This is a genomic window from Candidatus Ozemobacteraceae bacterium (assembly GCA_035373905.1).
GTDB lineage: Bacteria > Muiribacteriota > Ozemobacteria > Ozemobacterales > Ozemobacteraceae > MWAR01.
In genome coordinates this window covers 1-20,665 of sequence record DAOSOK010000051.1, presented here as the reverse complement: position 1 = coordinate 20,665, position 20,665 = coordinate 1, and the positions used below count along the sequence as shown (strand labels likewise).

General features: G+C 60.9%; 13 protein-coding genes. 9 read left to right on the top strand and 4 right to left on the bottom strand.

Annotated features, from left to right (window positions below):
• Nucleotides 1-9: 9 nt before the first annotated feature.
• A complete protein-coding gene (locus PLU72_18495) occupies nt 10-699 on the bottom strand; it encodes a flavoprotein (protein ID HOT30174.1) in 690 nt (229 codons plus the stop codon).
• 217 nt (nt 700-916) lie between these two features.
• Between PLU72_18495 and dapA the strand changes: the two genes are divergently transcribed.
• Genes dapA through trmFO form a run of 8 tightly spaced genes read left to right on the top strand, consistent with a single transcriptional unit; the run spans nt 917 to nt 11,693 of the window.
• A complete protein-coding gene (gene dapA, locus PLU72_18490; protein HOT30173.1) occupies nt 917-1,807 on the top strand; it encodes a 4-hydroxy-tetrahydrodipicolinate synthase in 891 nt (296 codons plus the stop codon).
• Between the two features lie 4 nt (nt 1,808-1,811).
• Nucleotides 1,812-2,624, top strand: coding sequence for a diadenylate cyclase CdaA (gene cdaA / locus PLU72_18485; GenBank protein HOT30172.1), 813 nt, complete (start codon nt 1,812-1,814; stop codon nt 2,622-2,624).
• A gap of 4 nt (nt 2,625-2,628) precedes the next feature.
• Nucleotides 2,629-3,855 (top strand): CdaR family protein, encoded by a 1,227-nt coding sequence (locus PLU72_18480; protein ID HOT30171.1) that lies wholly within the window; start codon nt 2,629-2,631, stop codon nt 3,853-3,855.
• Nucleotides 3,856-3,912: 57 nt separating this feature from the next.
• Nucleotides 3,913-6,237: a HEAT repeat domain-containing protein gene (locus tag PLU72_18475; GenBank protein HOT30170.1), complete on the top strand. Its 2,325-nt coding sequence runs from the start codon at nt 3,913-3,915 to the stop codon at nt 6,235-6,237.
• Complete coding sequence (gene dprA / locus PLU72_18470; GenBank protein ID HOT30169.1) at nt 6,230-7,381, top strand: DNA-processing protein DprA; 1,152 nt, start codon at nt 6,230-6,232, stop codon at nt 7,379-7,381. The genes PLU72_18475 and dprA overlap by 8 nt, the downstream gene beginning before the upstream one ends.
• Nucleotides 7,382-7,954 (top strand): DUF494 family protein, encoded by a 573-nt coding sequence (locus tag PLU72_18465; GenBank protein ID HOT30168.1) that lies wholly within the window; start codon nt 7,382-7,384, stop codon nt 7,952-7,954.
• 30 nt (nt 7,955-7,984) lie between these two features.
• Nucleotides 7,985-10,360: a type I DNA topoisomerase gene (gene topA / locus PLU72_18460; protein HOT30167.1), complete on the top strand. Its 2,376-nt coding sequence runs from the start codon at nt 7,985-7,987 to the stop codon at nt 10,358-10,360.
• Nucleotides 10,344-11,693, top strand: a complete 1,350-nt coding sequence (gene trmFO / locus PLU72_18455) for a methylenetetrahydrofolate--tRNA-(uracil(54)-C(5))-methyltransferase (FADH(2)-oxidizing) TrmFO (GenBank protein HOT30166.1) — start codon at nt 10,344-10,346, stop codon at nt 11,691-11,693. The genes topA and trmFO overlap by 17 nt, the downstream gene beginning before the upstream one ends.
• A gap of 107 nt (nt 11,694-11,800) precedes the next feature.
• Here trmFO and PLU72_18450 read toward each other — a convergent pair whose 3' ends face one another.
• Entirely contained in the window at nt 11,801-15,937 is a 4,137-nt protein-coding gene (locus PLU72_18450) for a hypothetical protein (GenBank protein HOT30165.1), read from the bottom strand.
• Nucleotides 15,938-16,014: 77 nt separating this feature from the next.
• The gene (locus PLU72_18445) at nt 16,015-16,803 is read right to left on the bottom strand and encodes a hypothetical protein (GenBank protein ID HOT30164.1); all 789 of its coding nucleotides are present in this window, start codon (nt 16,801-16,803) and stop codon (nt 16,015-16,017) included.
• Between the two features lie 274 nt (nt 16,804-17,077).
• Here PLU72_18445 and PLU72_18440 point away from each other — a divergent pair, with 274 nt between their 5' ends.
• On the top strand, nt 17,078-18,310 hold the full coding sequence (locus tag PLU72_18440; GenBank protein ID HOT30163.1) for a DUF2225 domain-containing protein: 1,233 nt from the start codon (nt 17,078-17,080) through the stop codon (nt 18,308-18,310).
• Between the two features lie 104 nt (nt 18,311-18,414).
• Here PLU72_18440 and fusA read toward each other — a convergent pair whose 3' ends face one another.
• A complete protein-coding gene (gene fusA / locus PLU72_18435) occupies nt 18,415-20,502 on the bottom strand; it encodes an elongation factor G (protein HOT30162.1) in 2,088 nt (695 codons plus the stop codon).
• Between the last annotated feature and the right edge of the window lie 163 nt (nt 20,503-20,665).

The following is a 20,665-nucleotide window of genomic DNA, read 5'->3' as shown; positions in this document are numbered from 1 at the left end:
TATTATATATTATTCGAAATAGAATGAAACGCCGCGGGCGGCCGCTTCCTCTCGGGCCAGATCGGTGACGATCGCGCCGCGAGGAACGCGCAGGGGCTGAAGAGCCGACTGGGCAAGGATGACGTCGTCGCGCGTGATGACGGCGCGGCCCGACGCCGGCACGGCCCGCTCGACGGCCTGCCTGGTACGGATTACCGCCGCGACGGCTTCGGCAAGACGGTCGGGATGAAACTCCCGGACGGTGCCCAGGCGAACCTGATCCCAGTAGCGGCGATAGATTTTCATGAGATGCGGATTGAGCGATGAGTCGGCGGCGGGGATCTGCCGCTCGTCGAGAAGAATCGGCAATCCCCGTTCGGCCGCAACGGCGAGCAGTCGCGATGGAAACGAGTCGCGCAGGCCGAGAGCGAATTTCGCGAGGGTGTTGAGGCTCAGCGGTGTTACGGCGACGAGGTCGAAACGGCCGAGACCGCCGATCAGTTCGTCGGCTTCGTGAGCGCAAAACGTCCGCGCCATCGGGGCGATCCGTCTCAGAAGGCCGCGGGCCTGGGCGGAAAGCGACAGGGCGACTTCCCATGGCGCAAGACCGGCGACCGCCGGAAGCTCGACGAGCGGGTCTGCCTCCGTGCCCTGCTCGGGGCAGCAGCACACGAGCAACGGCTTGAGGACCATTCCTGTTTCAATCTGATTGTGTGACATACGGCGCCTCGCGAGCATACCCCGAATGCCGGGTTCCGTCAACAGATGCGTGCGCTGATACGCTGGAAACACAGTTTATGGTGTCGGCTGAAAATGTTCGTTTCTCTGAGAAGAAGGTTGTGAATATCAGAGGAAAGTGTGATATAGTTTCCAACGATCAGGCCCGGTATATCCGGCCTGACGGATTTTTCACCACACCCCGCACGGGAGGTCCGAAATGCCGCGCACCACGTTCCGAGGTTCATGGGCGGCCCTGGTCACGCCGTTCCACAACGGTCAGATCGACCGGGATGCCGTTTTCCGTCTTCTCGATCTGCACCTCGAAGCCGGCACCGACGGCCTCGTCATCGTTGGAACCACGGGCGAATCGCCGACCCTTTCGGTCGAGGAAAAGATGCGTCTCATGGAGCTCGTCGCGGGCCGCGTTTCCGGAAAGATCGGCCTGATGCTGGGAACGGGCGGCAACAACACCGCCTCCGCCGTTGAGATGACGCGCAACGCCGAAACGCTGGGCGCCGACTCCGTGCTGGTCGTGATGCCGTATTATAACAAGCCGACGCCGGCCGGCCAGATCGCGCATTTCCAGGCCGTCGCCGCCGCTACAAGGCTGCCGGTGCTGCTATACAACGTTCCGGGACGCACGGGCATGAATATGACCGCCGCCACGGTGCTCGAGCTCGCCAGAACCCCGAACATCAAGGGAATCAAGGAGGCCTCGGGCAACGTCGAGCAGGCCATGGACATCCTGCGCGCCGCGCCGGCTGGCTTCGAGCTGCTTTCCGGCGAAGACGCCATCAACTTCCCGCTCATGGCCGTCGGGGCGTGCGGCACGATTTCCGTGACCGCCAACGTCGTCCCCAGGCTGATGAAGGAGTTCGTCGACGCGGCGCTCCGCAAAAACTGGGATGACGCGCTTCGGCGCCACTTCGAACTGCTCGATCTGCACCGGGCGATGTTCTTCGAATCCAATCCGATTCCCGTGAAGACGGCCCTCGCCCTGATGGGCCTGATCCGGGACGAATTCCGCCTCCCGCTGCTGCCCGCATCCGCCGCCACTCGCGACCGGATCGCCGCCCTCCTCGAACAGATGGAACTGCTGCCGGCCTGAACCCATGATGTTGTTTCAATTCGTCCTCGCGGTGCTGCGCGACGTCTCGCTGATCGATCTGCTCGACGTCGCGATCGTCGGCTGGGGAATTTACAAGGTTCTCCTGCTGATCGAGGGAACCCGCGCGTTCAATCTGCTCAAGGGGCTCGGGTTCATCCTGCTCCTGCTGATGTTCACGAAAGACCTCGATTTCAACACACTGAACTGGGTTCTCTCGAACACCCTCCCCACGGGCTTTCTGGCGCTCGTCGTCATCTTCCAGCCCGAACTCCGGCGCGCCCTCGAAGAAATCGGCCGCGGCTCGATCCTGAGCGAGCAGAGTTCCAACCCCGAAAACATTCCCGAGCTCGTCGAGGAACTCGCGAAGACCATCGAGAGCTGCGCGAAAAAGCGCATCGGCGCCCTGATCGTCATCGAACAGGACATCGGACTGAAAGAGTTCATCGACAAAGGCGTTCCCCTGCACAGCACGCTGACCTTCGAGCTGCTCAGCACGATCTTCCTGCCCTTCACGCCCCTGCATGACGGGGCCGTGATCATGAAGGGCGGCACCATCGAGGCCGCGAGCTGCTTCCTCCCCATCTCCCAGAACTCCGATCTTGCTCGCGAAGTCGGAACGCGGCACCGCGCCGCCGTCGGCATCACCGAGATCACCGACGCGCTCGCGCTGATCGTGAGTGAAGAGACGGGCGCGATCTCGTTCGCCAAAGGCGGAAAGCTCGTTCGCGACCTGAACGGCGAGAAGGTCCGCGATGTCCTGCGGGCCGCCCTCAAACGCGTCATAAAGGACAGGCGGCTGTTGATGCCGCTCAAGTGAAGCCATGCGAATCAATCTGAAGCTGGTTACGATCCTGCTTGCCCTTGTGCTCTGGATCTACGTGAACATCATCGTTTCACCGATGATCCGGCGAACCGTGACGACGAAGGTCGAATACCGGAACATGCCGCAGTTGATGCGCGTTCTGCCCCAGGCGGCCATGGCCGAGGTGGTTCTCACGGGGACGCGCCGCGACTTCATCATCGCCGGCCGCGATCTCGTTCAGGTCAGCGTCGATCTCTACTCGCTCCGGCCAGGCTCGGCCATGCTGCCTCTCAAGGTCACGACCCCGCCCGGCCTGACGATGGTTTCGATCAAGCCGGCCCAGATCGAAGTGACCGGGGAGCCGCTCATCCGCCGGGAATTCGATATTTCCGCCGAGATCAAAGGGCAGACGGACGAGGGCTTCCTTTCCGAAATGCCGAACCTGACGCCAAGGCGGGTGACGGTCGAAGGCTCGAAGGAGGCGATCGAGCGTATTGCCGTGGCGCAGGTCGTCGTCACTCTCAATAATGCCAGAAACTCGGTGAGCGAGAGCTGCCCCGTTCTGCTGCTGGCGACGTCAGGCGAAACCATCGAAGGCGTGAAGGTCGTTCCCGAAAAGGTCAACGTCGATATCACGGTGAAGGCGGGGTATCCGGGCAAGGTCATCCGCGTCATGCCCCAGTTCATCAACAAGCCGCCGGAGGGATACCGTCTCGAAGGCTTCGACGTCACGCCGCCGGATATCTCGATCACCGGCCCGGGGAGAATTCTCGAGCAGATGAGCGAGTTGCTGACGATGCCGATCGATCTCGCCATGATGACGTCTTCCGGCAGTATCACCGCGCTTCTCAAGCCCCCCGTCGAAACGGTCCGCGTTGCCGGCACCGGGACGGTCATCGTCGGAATCCGCCTGACGGCTTCGCAGGTCGTCCGCCAGTTCGCCGGCCTTCCGCTGACGGTGAAAAACTCGAGCAACCAGCACTGCCTGGTCTCGCCGTCGAGCTATACCCTGATCCTGCGCGGCTTCGTCGAGCAATTGGACAAGGTTTCGCGGGCAGATATGAACCTCGTTCTCGATATGCGGAAAATGGCCCCCGGCAGTTACGCCGTAGACTTGCCGTGCCCCGTCGGTGTTCCCGACAAGGTCGAAGTCGTCGAGATCCAGCCGAAAAAAGTCCAGATCGAAATCACGGAAATACAGCCCGATCCCCCGAGGCCGGAGGGCGCCCACGGAGTGGGCCAATGACCCGGTCGAGATTCCTCGTTGACTTGGGAAAACGTCGCTGGTAAGAATGAGAGCCTCATGGATGCCTATACGCAGAAACTGATCGATTCCTTCCCCCTCTCGAATAAAGAGCGGAAAGTCCAGCTCGTCGAGGAGATCGGCCGCGTGCGCAACGAAACCGCGCTGCAGTTCCTCGTGAACGCGTTCGGCGACGAACACTGGATCGTCCGGAAAACGGCCGCCGACCAGGTATTCGCGTTCGGTGACTCCGCGCTCCCGATTCTTTCGGCAGCGATCAACTCCTACAGCGAGGACATCCAGCACTGGGCGCTGCAGGTCATCGGAAGATTCGGCAACAAGGGAACTCCGGCCATCCTGCGCGCCGTGAAAAGCACGAACCATGATGTGCGCTACTTTGCCGCGATGTCGCTCGGCGAATTGCGCGAAACCATGGGGATCTCGGCCCTCATCAGGCTGCTCGGCGACGAAAAGTGGGCGGTCAGAAAGGCCGCTGCCGAGGCGCTGACGAAGTTCGGAGAAGAGATCATCCCGTCGCTCGAGCAGGTGATGAACAAGACGGCCGACGAGGACGTCCGGTTCTGGATCATCAAAAACCTGGGCCGGATGGGCCCGAAGGCCCAGAAAATCCTGCTCGAAGCCTTGCGATCGGGCGACAAACAGATGCGCTACGTCATCGCCGCCGCACTCGGCGAATCGGGCGACACGCGGGTCATCAGGGTTCTCATCGATTCGCTGGCCGACCCTGACTGGACGATCCGCAAGAGCGCGACGCAGGCGCTCGCCGACATCGGCGAGAACGCCGTCGAGCCGATGATCGAGGCCATGCAGGAGCCCAACGAGGATATCCGCGACGGCTGCCTGCTGGCGCTCGTCCGCACTGGCGATCGCGGCATGGCGCGGCTTTTCGCCTTCATCGAGGCCGTCGATGACAATCAGCGGTTCCTGGTTCGCAAGGGAATCGTGAAACTCGGTTCCCGCGTCGTCGAGCCCCTGATCCGGTTCTTCAGGAACGGGAAGCCTGAAGTGATGAGCTTCTGCGCCGCCGCTCTCGGCGAGATCGCCAGCCCGAAAGCCGTTCCTGCCCTCATCGAGGGCCTGTCGAACGAGTCGTGGAACGTTCGCCGAAGCTGCGCCTACGCCCTCACCGAAATCGGCGAAAAAGGCGTCGATCGTATCGCGGAAGCCCTCAACAGCCAGAATGACGATGTCCGCTACTGGGTGACGCGCATTCTCGAGTCGATCGGCGAGCCGGGCATGCCGTATCTGATCAAGGCGTTGAACGACAAGAGCAAGAACATCCGCTTCTTCGCCGCCAAGGCGCTCGGCGGTTCGAGCAACCCCGACGTCATCCGCGATCTGATCAAATCGCTCGCAGACCCCTCCTGGAGCGTTCGCCGCTCGGCTTCGCAGAGCATCATGCGACTCGAAAACTACGGCGTCGATCAGCTTCTGCGCGCCATGTCCTTCGACAACGAAGACATTCGCTTCTGGATAGGCCAGATCCTCGAAAAGACCGGCCGCCAGCATCTCGAAAAGATTCACGAGCATCTGCGCCTGGGCGACCGCGAGCTTCGGCTCTGCTGCTGCCAGGCGCTCGGCGTCATCGCCGATTCATCATCCGTCGACATCCTCATGGATGCCCTTCGCGATGAAAGCGACTGGGTGCGTATTTACGCCGCCATCGCGCTGGGAAACATCGGCGATGCGCGCGCCGTCGTTCCCCTGCTTCGGGGCTTGTCCGACCGCAACGCCGAAGTGCATCGCAACATCGGACGTGCGTTCCGCAAGCTGGGCAGCGGTGTCTTCGAGACGATCGCGAAGTGCGTCGAGAGCGACGAGATGGTGCTCAGGCGCAACTCGGCCATCGCGATCCGGGAGCTCGAGGAAGAGCGCGGCGTCGATCTGCTGATCATGCTGATGAGCGATGCCGAGGACAAGGTCAGGCAGTCGGCGGCCGAGGCCCTCGGCCGGTTCCCGGGCCTCAAATCGCGGACGATTCTCGGCGAAGCCCTGAACGACGCCGTCTACGCGGTGAGGACCGCGGCGATGGCCGCGATATCCGAGCACGGCCAGCCCGAGGGAATCAAGCTGCTCATGGATCACATCGCCCGCGTCAAGGAAGAACGCGAGCTGAGAACCGCCAAACGACAGCTCGTTCTGCTGGCACAGCGGATTCCCGCCAGTTTCATACCGCTGTTCGGGCACGAACAGACGGCGGTCAGGACGATGGCGGCCGAAGCGCTGGCGGGCGTGGGTTTGGCCGTGCTTCCCGTTCTGAACGAAGCCGTCGCCGCCGAGGGCGTTTCCGAAACGGTCGTCTTCTGGTGCAACAAGGTCATGAAAACCATTCGCAACCCGCAGGAGCCCCTGAGCGATGCGTGAGTCCCCGGGAACCTCGTCTGGCTCCTGTCTCGCCTGGCTGAAGCTCGCCGCCGTCTCCTGGATCGGGGACACCGTGAGGGCCGGCCTCATCAAGGAGTTCCGGACGCCCGACGCCGTTCTTGCCGCCGACAAGGCGGCGCTGAGCCGCGTGAAAGGCTGGACGCGGGATCGTCTCGAGCGGTTCGTCGCCGAACGCGATCGTCTCGTTCCCGTCTGCGACCCGGACACGATCGAGAAAAAAAACGTCCGGATGGTGACGTTTGCCGATCCCGAATACCCCCCGCTGCTGCGTGAGATTCCCGATTCACCGCTCGTCCTGTTCGTCCGCGGCCGTCTGCCCGTCGATCCCCGGCCGCACATCGCCATCGTCGGCGCCCGGAACGGCACGCAGCTCGGCTTCGACATCGCCCGCGATTTCGGTCGCGAGCTCGCCGCCGCAGGTTTCGTCGTCGTCAGTGGCCTCGCCCTCGGCGTCGACACGTTCGCCCATCTCGGGGCCCTCGAAGGCGGCGGCCGCACCGTTGCTGTGCTCGGCTCGGGGCCCGATATCACCTACCCGGCCGCGAACCGGAAAATCCGCGAGCGCATTCTCGCCGAGAACGGCGCGCTCGTCTCGGAATACCCGCCCGGCACCCCCGCCCGGCCCTGGCACTTCCCGGTCAGGAACCGCGTCATCGCCGGCATGTGCGTAGCGACCGTCGTCGTCGAGGCCACGGCCCGCAGCGGCTCGCTGATCACGGCCCGGCTCGCGGCGGAACAGGACCGCGAGGTGTTCGCGATTCCCGGCAACATCCGTTCCGCGCTCGCCGAGGGAACCCTGGCCCTGATCAAGGACGGCGCCCAGCTTGTGACGTCGCCCCACGATCTCGTCGAATACTACGCTCGCCTGCTTCCAGCGCGAGAAACGACGGCTTCCGCCGCCGAACGCGACGCGCAGGAACTGGATCTGACCCCGGAAGAAACCCGGCTGCTTTCGGCGATCGCCGGCGAACCCGTGCCGCTCGACCGGCTGCTCGCCGACGGCCGCTGGACGCGCGACCGGCTGTTTTCCCTGCTGCTTACACTCGAAATGAGAGATTTTCTGGTGAAGCTGCCGGGGAATATGTATCATGCGAAAATCAAACCCCCTCAGGGGAGGTCATAAGTGAATAAAACCAGAACACCGCTCGGCCAGCTCATGAAGTTGATGGATCTGGTCAGACGCCAGATCGAGAAGAACGACGTTCCCTCCGCAGCACCGGAGGAGGCCGCCGAGGAGATGCCGCTGATCGCCCGCCTGATGAAGCAGGGATTCCGCATGGAGGAAATCGAGACGGCCATGAAGTGGCTTTCCCTGATGAGCCTCACCGTCGCCGGGAAAGGCGTAACCGGGCTTTCCGAACCGCCCGTCGTCGAGAAACCGTCGACGGACGTTGCCGACCACGCCAAGTCAGGCGGTGTGCGCCAGTTGCACTCGTCGGAGGCGATCCGGCTCACTCCCGAAGCGCAGCAGCACTTGCTGGGCGTCCTGGAGCGCGGCGAGATCACGTCGCTCCATTTCGAGCGCGCCATCGAATATCTGTGGCGCCACGATCTGCGCGAGGTCACTCCGACCCGCCTCGAGCTGATCCTGTATATGAACGACCCCCAGGGGCAGACCCAGGCGCAGACCAGTACGACGCCGGGGACGACCGCCATGTTCAGCAGCAAGGTCAATCCGCCCGTCTTCATAAATTGATATGTATAATAACATTGGCAATATAAATTCATGAGCGCAAAACATCTCGTCATCGTCGAGTCGCCCGGAAAGATCAAGACCCTCACGAAGTTTCTCGGTCGCGAATTCATCGTCGAGGCCAGCAAGGGCCATGTGATCGACCTGCCAGATTCGAAGCTCGGGGTGGAGCCCGATCGCGGGTTCATTCCGGTGTTCCGCGTGGTTCCGGACCGCAAGGACGTCATCATCCGTCTCCGGGAAGCCGCGGAAAAGGTCGAAAACATCTACCTTGCCCCCGATCCCGACCGCGAAGGCGAGGCGATCAGCTGGCATCTGGCGAGCGCGTTGGGCATCGACCTGGCGAGCGCCTGCCGAGTGACCTTCAACGCCATCACGAAGGACGAGGTGCTGCGCTCGCTCGAGCAGCCGCGCCCCATCGATCTCAACCTCGTGAACGCCCAGCAGTCGCGACGCATTCTCGACCGCCTGGTAGGCTACAAACTGTCGCCCCTGCTCTGGAAAAAAGTCTGCCTCGGCCTGTCCGCCGGCCGGGTCCAGTCCGTCGCGGTGCTCCTGATCTGCGACCGCGAAAAGGAAATTCTCGCGTTCAACCCCGAGGAATACTGGACGATCGAGGCCGTGGTGAACACCCAGGACCGCCACCCCTTCACGGTCAAGCTGACGAAGACCGACGGGAAAAAGTCCGCCGTCGGCACCGGGGACGAAGCGAAAAAAATAGTTTTTGAAATAGAATCTGCAGGGCTGCGCGTCTCGAACGTGCTGCGCCGGTCGAGAAAGCAGACGCCCCCGCCGCCGTTCATCACCAGCACGCTCCAGCAGGATGCCGCTCAAAAATTCGGCTTCACCTCCCGGAGGACCATGTCGGTAGCCCAGCGCCTCTACGAGGGCGTTGAACTCGCCGGCGAAGGCCACGTGGGTCTCATCAGTTACATGCGAACCGACTCCGTCCGCATTTCTCCGGAAGGGCTGAGCGAGGCGCGCGAGTATATCGAGAAGAGTTTTCACGGGCGGTACGGACTCGAGAAACCCCGCGCGTTCAAGACCCGCAAAGGCGCCCAGGATGCCCACGAGGCGATTCGGCCGACCTCAGTCTGGAGAACCCCGGAAAAGATGGCGAAGAACCTTTCCGCGGAGCAGTTGAAACTCTATACGCTGATCTGGCGTCGGTTCGTCGCGTCCCAGATGGCCGAGGCGGAATACGACGTCGTGACGATCGACCTCGAAGCCGGCCGGCATCTGCTCCAGGCGTCGGGAACCACGATGACCTTCGACGGATTCACCTCGCTTTACTCCGAAGCGAAGATCGAGGATGCCGACGCACCAGCTCCGGAAGCGGGCGCTGAAGAAGACGCGGCTCGAGAGGCCAGACAGAAGCTGCCGGAAGTCACCACCGGTGAAAAAATCATGCTGGTGAAGATCGATCCGGAACAGCATTTTACGCAGCCGCCGCCGCGCTACAGCGAGTCGATGCTCATCAAGACCCTCGAAAAAGAGGGCATCGGACGGCCGAGCACCTACGCCGCCATCATCGAGACGATCCAGCAGCGCGGATACGTGAAGAAGGTCGAGGGCCGCTTCCGCCCGTCGGACGCCGCGTTCCTCGCGACGGAACTGCTCGTGTCGAAGTTCGGCGACATCATCAATCCGAAATTCACCGCCGCCATGGAAGCCAACCTCGACGAGGTGGAAGACGGCCGGAAAGACTGGGTTCGTCTGCTGAGCGAATTCTACGGGCCGTTCATCAACGATCTGAAAAAGGCCGAGACCGAGCTCCAGCGCATTCAATACGAAACCGACTGCACCTGCCCGACCTGCGGTAAGGTCATGATCGTGAAACTCGGCCGGACGGGCAAATTCCTTTCCTGCTCCGGGTATCCCGAATGCAAATCCACCGAGAACATCCCCGACGAGATGCTGCTCTTCGCGAGCGGGCAGGTCCAGGGCAAGCTCCAGCTGCGCGAGACACTCGACAAGCTCAAGGCTGAAGCCGGCCCCGATCTCGTGCCGACCGACCAGGTCTGCGAAGCGTGCGGCTCGCCGATGGTGATTCGGAACGGCCGGTTCGGCCGGTTCATGGCCTGTTCGAAATACCCCGAGTGCAAGACGACGAAACGAATTCAGCAGGAGATCGGCGTCGCCTGCCCGCTCGACGGGTGCGACGGGAAAGTCGTCGTGAAGAAGGCGAAGGGCGGCCGCCGCACGTTTTACGGCTGTTCCAACTACCCGACCTGCATGCTGACCACCTGGTCGAAGCCGACGGGCGACCTCTGCCCCGAATGCAAATCGCCGCTGGTCTGGCATACCACGAAAAAGATGGGCACGTTCATCAAGTGCTCGAAGAAAGGGTGCGACTTCAGGCGCATCCCCGATAAGGACGAGGGAGGACCCGGTGGCCAGGAAGAATGACCATCCGAATGTGACCGTGATCGGCGCCGGCCTGGCCGGTGTCGAGGCGACGTTCCAGCTCATTCGGCGCGGGGTGCGCGTCAAGCTCGTCGAGATGCGGCCGAAGGTCCCCACGGGCGCGCATTCGACGGACCTTCTCGCCGAACTCGTCTGCAGCAACTCGATCGGTAGCAACCTTCCCGACCGGGCCTCGGGCCTGCTCAAGGAGGAGCTGCGCGCGCTGAGCAGTTACATTCTCGACGTGGCCTACAAATACCGGGTGCCGGCCGGAAACGCGCTGGCGGTCGATCGCGAGGCCTTCGCCCGCGAAATCACCCGCTATATGACCGGCCACAGCCACGTCGAGTTCGTCAACGACGAAGCCGCCGAGTTCCCCGACGAGGGAATCGTGATTCTCGCCACCGGTCCCCTGACGTCGACGAAAATGCTGTCCTGGCTGACGAAGACGTTCGGGGCCGACAAGCTCGCCTTCTTCGACGCGATCGCCCCGGTCGTCTCCTCGGAAAGCGTTGACATGAGCTGCGCTTTCGTCGCGAACCGGTACGGCGACGGCGAGGAGCAGGGCGATTACATCAACTGCCCCATGAACAAGGCGGAATACGAGGAGTTCGTGAAACAGCTGCTCGCCGCCGAGCGCACGCCGCTCCCCGAGTTCGAGAAGGAGGCGAGACGCCAGTTCTTCAGCGGCTGCCAGCCCGTCGAGGAGATCGCCTCGACCGGACCGGATTCGCTGCGATTCGGGCCGATGAAACCGGTTGGGTTCATCGATCCCCGTACCGGCCGCCGCCCGTGGGCCCTCGTGCAGCTTCGCCAGGACAACCTTCTCGGCAGCATGTACAACATCGTCGGCTTCCAGACGAATCTCAAACACGGCGAGCAGGAGCGAGTCTTCCGGCTGATTCCGGCCCTGAAAAATGCGGTTTTCACCCGCCTCGGCCAGATGCATCGCAACAGCTATTTATTCTCGCCCGCGTTTCTCACCCCGACGCTTCAGGTGAAAGACCACCCCGACTGGTTCGTCGCTGGCCAGATCTGCGGCGTCGAAGGCTACACCGAATCCACGGGCATGGGCCTGCTGGCCGGCCTGAACGCCGCCCGTATCTGTCTCAAGAAGCAACCTGTCGTGCCGCCCCCCCAGACGATGCTGGGCGCCCTCGTCAATTATGTCACCTTCAAAGGCCACAAACCCAAGGACTTCGCCCCCATGAACGCCAACTTTGGCCTGCTGACCGGATCCGGCCCGACCGTGAAAGGCGAAACCGCCGAACACCGCCGTGCCGCCGCCATCGTCGAAGCCCGCCGCGCCTTCAAGGCCTTCGTCGGCGACCTCTGACGGGCAGAAGAACCGGGGCGCTGCCAGGTCTCGCACGCAGGCGAGAAAATCCCAAAACAAAAGCCCCGAAGCACCAGGTGCTTCGGGGCTTTTCACGACGGTGTCGTTTACCAGAGTTCTGTTGCGGATGGCAGGGTGAACACGTGGATTCGGGCCTGGTCAGACGTTTTTCCGTTTTCAAGAATGACCAGTTTGTTATTGTTCGAAATCACGGAAATCGGTGTGTCGAACTTGCCGAGGGCACTGCCTGCAGCTCCGATATCCGCCTGGTGAACTCCCGAATTGTCCCAGATCTGAATCTTGTTTCCGGTGGGGTCGGTCGTGATGAAATACGAGCCGTATGCAGTGATGTCCGAGGGGTGGCTGGCGTTCCATGAACGGGTGAAACTGAGATTTGCAGTGCATACGACAATCCGTTGGGTGTTACGATCCGCCACGTAGACAGAACTGTTCAGGACGCGTATTCCGGATGGACCATTGAAGGCTGTGCCGTTTGGATTTGTGATGATATTGGCAGCCACTCCCGTATTCATATCGAGACGTTCGATCAGATTTGCTGCCGGATCACAAATATACAGGTTCGTTCCATTCGTCGTGATCGCAGAAGGAGAGGTATAGAGCGCATTGCCAATGGCAGGAACTCCCTGGCCTCCGAACTGGCTTGTCGGCGCGAATGTTGCATCATCCCATGTCTGAATGCGTGGTGCTCCCAAGGGGAAACCTTCCAGCGTGTAGATCGTGTTTCCGTATTTCGTAACTCCCACTAACGCCGTGAAGGAGCCCGGATCAGTACCAAGTTCGCCAATGGCGTTTTCCAGGGTGAAATTCGCCGTGAATTTCTTGAGTTTGGAGTTGCCCGAGTCGGTGACGAAATAGCTGGAACCGTCCAGGATGATGGCTGAGGGGCTCGAAAGCTGGGAGTCCGCCGTTCCATGACTGAGGTAGGTTTCCGCGTTCCAGACCACGAACGTGAACGTGGCGGCGTTCGAACTGCCCAGGAGGTCGGTTGCTTCAACCATCAGGTTATAGGTGCCGGGATCGAGATACTGTGACGGAATTGCCGATACGCCGGCGTAAGTGGTCTGCGAAATGCCCGTTCCGGTAAGGATGCACGAAAGCCGGTTTGCCGCCAGGCTCCCGTCTTCCGCATCGTTTGCAGAGGCTGTCAGGTTGATGGCCACGCTGCTGCTTGCCAGCAGAATCCGATTGCCGCCCGGCGTGGTTGCGTATTGTGGATACCCAATTGTCATATTGGGAACGGGAAGGTTGTTGATCAGCAACGAACGGGTTGCGATGGCAGATACCCCGCAGGAATCGATGACCCGGGCGGTGATGTTGTGGTACCCGCTCTGTGGGCGGGATGTCGTGAGGGTGTGCGTCTTTGGCCACGGGCCGACCAGCGTCGTATTCCCGAGGTCGGTTCCCGTGGTTGCGTCTCGCCAAACGATGCTGAGCGCCTCTCCGGAATCCTCATCGCCGATACTTGCCGTGAGGGTGAACTGTTCCACCGTGTTGTACCGGGTTCCGCTTGCCGGATCGGGGTCGATGGTGACGGTCGGCGTGGCATTGATGTAGAGCGAGCGGGTTCGGGAACCCGTCGCATTCAGCGAGTCGACCGCGAACAGTCTGATCGTGTAGGTTCCGGGAGTGGCCGGCTGGAGGGCAAAGGAGGCCGTTCCCGTCGGGTCGTGATTGAAGCCTCCCGGCCCGGTGATGCTCCAGTTGAGACTTGCCGTGGCGACATACCCGCCGTCCTCCACATCCGTCGCATATCCGCTGAAGGGGACGGTTTGCCCCGAGAAATACCAAGTCGTTCCCGCCGGCGGATTGGTCAGCGTGACGGTCGGCGCGGTATTTGCCCCGACCGCGAAAGCGACCGACGTGGAAGACGAAGCGCCGAACGAGTCGGTGGTGGTCATCGTGACGACATGATTGCCGGCTGCAAGATCGCGATAATTCGAAACGGTTTGCGTCGTTCCGAACGTCGTCGTTGCGTTCAGGGCAACCGAATAATCCTCCCATGCGTAGGTGAATGTCTGCCCTTCGGGATCGGTAGCGCCGCCCGTGAAGGTGACGGCTTCGCTTGCAAGATAATTGGGTTTGCTGGGGCTCCTGGTGATGGTGAGATTCTGCGGCGCGGAATTCGTTGCGATGCCGATGATGATGCTGGAAGAAGCGACGGCATCGAAGGTATCCATCGCCGTCAGCGTGATGGTATGACTGCCCGGAACGAAATCGCGGTAATTCGTGACGGTTTCCCCCGTTCCGAGCGTCGCCGTGGCATTGTGCATGTGGGAATAATCGTACCAGGTATAACTGATCGCCTGGCCTTCCGTGTCGGTTGCGCTGCCGGTGAAGCTTATGGCTGCACTCGCCAGGAAGCTCGTTCCGGGAGGGGCGATCGTGATGTCGAGACTATGCGGCGCTGCGTTCGGGGCGATTTCTATGACGATGCTCGCGGAGGAAACGCCGTTGCGCGTGTCGGCAGCGGCGAGGGTGACCGTGTGGCTGCCGGCGGCAAAATCTTTATACGCGGATATGGTTTGCCCCGTTCCGAGCGTCGATGTCGCATTCAGGATGAAAGAGTAATCGTACCATTTATAGCTGATAGTATCGTTTTCAGGGTCGCTTGCACTCGCCGAGAGCGTGATTGCCGTGCTGGCCAGGAATGAAACCTGATTTGGGCTTTTCGAGATCCCCAGGCTTTGCGGCGGATAGTTGATTTTAAACGGAACGGATTTCACGCAACCGAGCCCTTCGGATGACGTTGCCGTCAGCCAGATGGTGTAATTGCCGGGGGTCGAAAGGCTCAGGTAGAAATTGTTCGTCCGGGAGGCGATTTCTGACGTGGACCCGCCGGGATAGGTGAGAAGCCAGTGGTAATACGACGTGGAAAGGACGGAGTTGTCGGCGAGTTTCACCTGGCCGGTGAACTGAACGCTTCCCGCGGGGAATATCTCGTTCGTCGTCGGTCGCGTAATCGTGGCTGTCGGTGAAGCGGGGGCCGGAATCACGCTGAACGTCCGGGTTTTCGTCGTCGAGTCGCCCGCCGTGTCTGTAACCGTCAGCGAAACGATGACCGAGGTCGTGGCCGTCACGGCCGGGGTCGTCCAGTCGGTGATGCTCTGGGCTGTGGTGCTGAGCGAACCGCTTGGGACGGACCAGAGATACGTTGCGGCCGAGATATTGCCGTCCGGATCGGTAGCGCTTGCCACCAATGCGTAGGCAATGCCTCCGGTCAGCGTTGAGCTGTCGGCGACGATATCGACGACCGGTTTCTGGTTCGCAACGGGCATATAGCCGACGGTCAGCGTCGTGCGCGCGAAAAGACCGCCTGCGTCGATGGCCTTGAAGGTGATCGTGGCGCTGCCGGTTCCCGAGGACGGGGCGGTCCATGTGGCCTGCAACCCGCTGGTGGTGGTGGAAAGACTGCCGGACGAGGATTCCCACTGGTAGGTCATGGAGTCGTTTTCAGGGTCCCGCGCAGTCGCCGTGAAGGTAATCGTGACGCCGTTATTCACGACGAGGCTCGAGGCCGCGAGCGTGACGGTGGGAGGCGTGTTCGTGGAGCCGGCAGGCGGGACGGCGGTTTCCAGCACCGGGGGAGTGGTGCTCACGAACTGGGCGGGCATCTGGACTTGGGTGCGGCCGGCGACGTCTACCGTGATGGTCGCCGTCTCGTCGGCGGGGAGAACCGGTGATTCGTATTCTCCGTTTCCGATGTAGGTGAACGTTTCACCCCACACTCTGATGGTTGCCGAAGCGATCGTCGAAGAGGTGCCTCCGTCGTTGACGCGGATTCGAACCTTGCGGTCGGCGAGTTTCACCTGCAGATTGCCGGTGTCTTTGGCCGGTTGCGTGGAAGTGACATCGACGTTGAACGAACGCACCTTGTAAATTGTGGAGCCGCTTCCCGTCAGCTTGACAATGACATTGTGCTGTTCGAAAGTGACGGGAGAAAGGGTGAATTTTCCGTTCGAGTTCGAGTAGGTGGCGATCTGCGGATACTTTTCGAGGAACACGTAGGCGCGAGTGAGATTGACCGCCGAAACGACAGAGGCGTCGACCTCCCGCACGGCACCGCCGCCCACAGGGGCCTGAACGGTCCCGGAAATGGAACCGTAGCTTCCCGGCCCGGTGACGAGCGGGTCGTCGCCGCTGCCGCTACAGCCGAAAATGGCGAGCGCCGCCAGTATAATTCCGAGAAATATATAAACTCCGGAAATGCGGTGCCGACTGACCATACTGCCCCCCCCGAAAAAATGTGATTTTCGCTATTATGATGTGTGCGGTACGCCGCTGTCAATCGGCTCCGATCATTTCATGTTCGCCCCAGACGGGAAAGCGAGGCGACGATGGCCGGTCGCTGCATCAGGTTATCGAGTATGAGCGCTGCAAGCCCTTGGCCTGACAGTCTTGCCAGGCGCTCGCCGCAGGGGCCTACCGTCCGGTCCAGCGCGTCGAGACCTCGGGAGAGATCGTCTCTGGTGGCAGCCTTGCGATCGGACTGGACGCCGGCGGCTCGCACGTAGAGATCGGCCATGGCGACATACAGCACTGGGATCGCCGAGCCCTTCAGAGCGCCGATGTCGAGCCAGTTATCGCCGTCCAGGATTTGCTCCACGCGGTCCGTGAGCTCTTCCTCCATGGAAACGCCGATCTCGTCGAGTTCGATTGCCGAAAGAGCCGAGACGCTGAGATATCGCTCGCCCAGTTCGGAAAATTTCACCGAGCCCCAGTTCCAGCCGAGGCGGGCGATGTCGGCGATCAGGGAAACGGTCGCCGAAAAACTGCCGACCCGGACGTCGCTGTCGAGGTTGCGCTCGAGAGCCTGGAAAACGATCGCGCGAATCAGGCGGGCCTTCTGCGTTTCATCGGGTTGTTCCTCCCGTCTGATCAACTCGATTCGCTCACGTAACGGCACGCAGGGGTGTCCGGAAGCGGCTTGCCCGGCCCAGTCCTGGATTCTCTGCCAGATGCAGAAGCATTTTCGGCCGATATCGAAGTCGCTCGAATCGAGAATGGTCTCGATTTCCGCGAACAGAAGTTCCGATTGATCCTGATCGATGGTCAGGCCCGGTTTCAGGGTGAGGGGGGCAGATTGTTCCATGTCGGTCCTCCGAAAGAGAAGTGGTGCTGGACGGTATCATACACCTCATTTCATGAAGAGGGAAAATCGGCTGTCAGCTGACGGATTCGCACAAGCGGAATCAGAAGAGCGTTATTTTTGAACGCGACGGGAAGAGTGATCGTCTTTGACCAGAGAGAAGAGAAAATGGTATGCTGATCGCAATCCGGTTGGATGAGGGGATGCGGGCATTGTCGGAAAAATTGACAGATGCATGTGATGTGTTGCGGCTGAGTCGTGAAATAGTGACGGATATATGAACACGCAGGTCGTCATCCTGACGCGCGATCCGATCTACTCGGTCTTTCTCGAGATGACGGTTCGCGAATACGGCTTTACGCCCCGCCTCGCCGCCGTCATGGAAAAAGTCGAGGAACTGTCGACCCTTGCCCCGACCGTGGCATGGATCATCGACCTCGACAATCAGACCTCGACCGTCGAGCAGGTCGCAAAAAAGGCGAGAAAGCTTGCACCGGACGTGAAACTCGTTTTCATGAGTTCCGCGTTCACCCGCGAACTCGCGAAAGAGTGCATCGCACAACAGGCCCTGGGCTTGCTGGTGAAGCCGATAGCCATTGCCAGGCTGGTCGAAATGCTCAGCCTCCTTCGGCAGGAAATCACCCTGACCGAGTCGAACCAGGTGCTTCCGAAAAACGAGGAAGACGCCAAGCAGGAAGAACTCGAAACGGGCGTTCCGGTGGAACACCCGTTTCTTCGCTACTCGAATTTGAAGTGTCCGGTTTGCTTTCGCCCGTTCCGGACGACGCGGTTCAAACTCTGGACCGTGCCGGTATCCGATACCGATACCGATTTCTGCCCCATCTGCAACGAATCCGTCCATCCCGAACTGTATACCGTTGTGGTGTGTCCCTCCTGTTATTTTGCGCACTATATCGGGAAGTTCGAGGAAACCCGTGTCATTCCCGAACGGGCGAGGACGTTCCTCTCGCCGGTCGGCATCGAGGAACGCAAAAAAATCGCGTTCAAGCTCGAAAGCTTCTGCGGAGAACGGACGCTTCTGCACGGCATCAAAAGCTTCGAACTTGCGGCGCACGACGCCGAGCAGCTGAAGATGCCCGGCTGGGTGAAACTGGCCGGCGAGTTCTACCTGAAATGCTCGTGGCTGTGCAGACGGATGGGACATGGGCTCCACGAAAAGCAGGCTCAGGAAAAGGCTCTCGATTTCTTCATCAGGGCATACAAACCGTATCGGGCCGACGGAGGAAAATATCCGGGGCCGATGATCATCCAGAGCCGTATGGAGCCTGGTCTGGAGCCTCTTCCCGAACGCGGCATCGTCGTCACAGGGTTTCTCATCGGCGAACTGGCGCGGCGGCTCGGCAACCTGCGCATGGCCCGCGAGTATTTCGACGAGGTGCTGGAACTCCCCTTCCTGAACAAGTTCACCTCGCTCGTCACCCACGTGAACCACGTGGCCCGCCTCCTGAAAGAAACGGAACAGGCCCTTCTCAACCCCCAGAACCCCTGACCCTGCCTTCCGCCTCCCCGGGCATTTTCATTCGCGTCACCTGCGGATTGGTTCTCAAAACAAAGCGCCCGCCGTTTCCGGCGGGCGCTTTCCTATAGCTGTTGTTATTCTTCGGCGGCTTCTTCGCCCTTGCGGCCGTATTCCTTGATGACCTGCTCGGTCACGTTGGCCGGCACTTCTTCGTAATGGTCGAACTTCATCGTGAACTCAGCGCGCGACTGGGTCATCGACTTGAGGTCGGTCGCGTATTTGTACATCTCGGCCAGCGGAACGGAAGCCTTGACCTGCTGCAGCCCGCCCATCGGTTCCATACCGAGAATGCGGCCGCGGCGGGAGTTCAGGTCGCCGATGACGCTGCCCATGAACTCGTCCGGGGTGAAGACGCAGACTTCGTAGATCGGCTCGAGCAGAATCGGCTTGGCCTGAGCCATGCCGGTTTTGAACGCGATCGTGGCGGCCAGTTTGAACGCCAGTTCGGAAGAGTCGACGTCGTGGTAGGAGCCGAAGTGGAGGGTGGCCTTGAAATCGATCACCGGGAATCCTGCGAGAACGCCGCGTTTGCGGGCTTCCTGAAGACCTTTTTCGACGGCCGGAATGAAGTTGCGGGGAACGACGCCGCCGACGATGGCATCGACGAACTCGAAGTCCTTGCCCGGATTCGGCTCGAACGCAATCGTGACGTCGCCATACTGGCCGCGGCCGCCGGATTGCTTCTTGTGCTTCCCCTGAACGTCCGCCTTGCCCTTGATCGTCTCGCGGAACGGGATGCGGGGCTTGCTGATCTCGACGTCGACGTTCCAGCGGCTCTTGAGGCGGCTGATCGCCACGTCGATGTGGGTGTCGCCGAGGCCGGAGATCAGGCCTTGGCTCATCTCGGCGTCGAATTCGTATTTCAGGACGCCGTCGTCGTTGCACAGCGTGTGGAGGCCGGTTCCCATCTTTTCCTGATCGTTCTTCGTCTTGGGGGCGATCGCGTAGGTCAACTTGGGCTCGGGAAGGGCCGGGAGCTGGAACACGACATTGTAGCTCTTGTCGCAGAGCGTGTCTCCGCGCACGGAGACCTTCGGCTTCACCAACATCGCGATGTCGCCGGCAACGACGGCGTCGAGGTCGATCCGGTTCTTGCCGCGCATCGTGTAGAAGGAGCTGAAACGTTCGGTGTTCTCGCGGAGCGGGTTGTAGTAATCGGTTCCGGATGTCATCGTGCCGCTGATGACCCGCAGAAAGATCATGTCGCCGGCCTGCTCGTTGACCTTCTTGAAGATGAAGCTTGCGAAGGGACCGTCCGCCTTCGGTTCAACCTTGACCTTCGTGTCGGTGCCGGCCGTGACGGCTTCGACGGCGCCGCGATCGACGGGAGAGGGCATGCAGTTCGCCATGAAATCGAGAACCTGGTCGCCGCCGAGGTTCTTGAGGGCCATGCCGCAGATGAGGGGCTTGATCTTGTTCGCCGCGAGGCCGAGCTTGAGGGCGCGCCGCAGTTCGTCGTTCGAGATCGTCTGACCGTCGAAGAACTTGTTCAGCAGCTCGTCGTCGCACTCGACGATCGATTCGATCATGCTCTCGCGCATCTTGGCGGCCATGTCGGCCATGTCGGCAGGGATGTCCTTGGTTTCGACCTTCTTGCCGGTGTCGTCGGTATAGGCGTAGGCCTTCATCTCGATCAGGTCGATGACGCCCTTCAGGTTCGTTGCGGTGCCCCAGGGCAGCTGGATCGGGATGATCTTGGCGTCGAACGCCTTCAAATCGTCGATCAGCTTCGCGACGTTGATGTTTTCCTTGTCGAGCTTGCTCAGGTAGACGGCGCGGGGAACGTTGTAGTCGTTCAGGATCTTCCAGTTCTTTTCGGTTCCGACTTCGATGCCGGAGCTGGCATTGATCACGACGATCGCGGCATCCATCGCCGGAAGAACCTTGTACACTTCGCCGAGGAAGTCATCGAAGCCGGGGGTGTCGAGAATGTTGATCTTGACGTCTTTCCACTCGAGGCAGGCCAGGGACGTTCCCACGGTGGTCTTGCGCTTCAGCTCTTCGGGGTCGTAGTTCATCACGGACGAACCGTCGTCGACCTTGCCGATGCGCGAGTTGGCGCCGGTGTGGAACAGCAGCGCCTCGGTCAGGGACGTCTTGCCGGCTCCGCCGTGGGAGACGAGCCCGATATTGCGGATCTTGTCGGGGGTATACAGCTTCATTGAGTGCTCTCCTCGGAACATTATTCGCCCGCAAAAGGATCAAAGGGCGAGTGTTTCACGTATGTATACAGGAATCGGGCGACAAATGCAACGTGAAAACTTCTTCCCCAGCAATTCTCAGTGAGCGGTCTGGTACGGTTTTCCGAAGGGTTTTCGTCGGGAT

Excerpts from the sequence above, each read along its gene's own strand:
- PLU72_18495 (HOT30174.1), bottom strand. The coding sequence starts at position 699 with ATGTCACACAATCAGATTGAAACAGGAATGGTCCTCAAGCCGTTGCTC.
- dapA (HOT30173.1), top strand. The coding sequence starts at position 917 with ATGCCGCGCACCACGTTCCGAGGTTCATGGGCGGCCCTGGTCACGCCG.
- cdaA (HOT30172.1), top strand. The coding sequence starts at position 1,812 with ATGATGTTGTTTCAATTCGTCCTCGCGGTGCTGCGCGACGTCTCGCTG.
- PLU72_18480 (HOT30171.1), top strand. The coding sequence starts at position 2,629 with ATGCGAATCAATCTGAAGCTGGTTACGATCCTGCTTGCCCTTGTGCTC.
- PLU72_18475 (HOT30170.1), top strand. The coding sequence starts at position 3,913 with ATGGATGCCTATACGCAGAAACTGATCGATTCCTTCCCCCTCTCGAAT.
- dprA (HOT30169.1), top strand. The coding sequence starts at position 6,230 with ATGCGTGAGTCCCCGGGAACCTCGTCTGGCTCCTGTCTCGCCTGGCTG.
- topA (HOT30167.1), top strand. The coding sequence starts at position 7,985 with ATGAGCGCAAAACATCTCGTCATCGTCGAGTCGCCCGGAAAGATCAAG.
- PLU72_18450 (HOT30165.1), bottom strand. The coding sequence starts at position 15,937 with ATGGTCAGTCGGCACCGCATTTCCGGAGTTTATATATTTCTCGGAATT.
- PLU72_18445 (HOT30164.1), bottom strand. The coding sequence starts at position 16,803 with ATGGAACAATCTGCCCCCCTCACCCTGAAACCGGGCCTGACCATCGAT.
- PLU72_18440 (HOT30163.1), top strand. The coding sequence starts at position 17,078 with ATGAACACGCAGGTCGTCATCCTGACGCGCGATCCGATCTACTCGGTC.
- fusA (HOT30162.1), bottom strand. The coding sequence starts at position 20,502 with ATGAAGCTGTATACCCCCGACAAGATCCGCAATATCGGGCTCGTCTCC.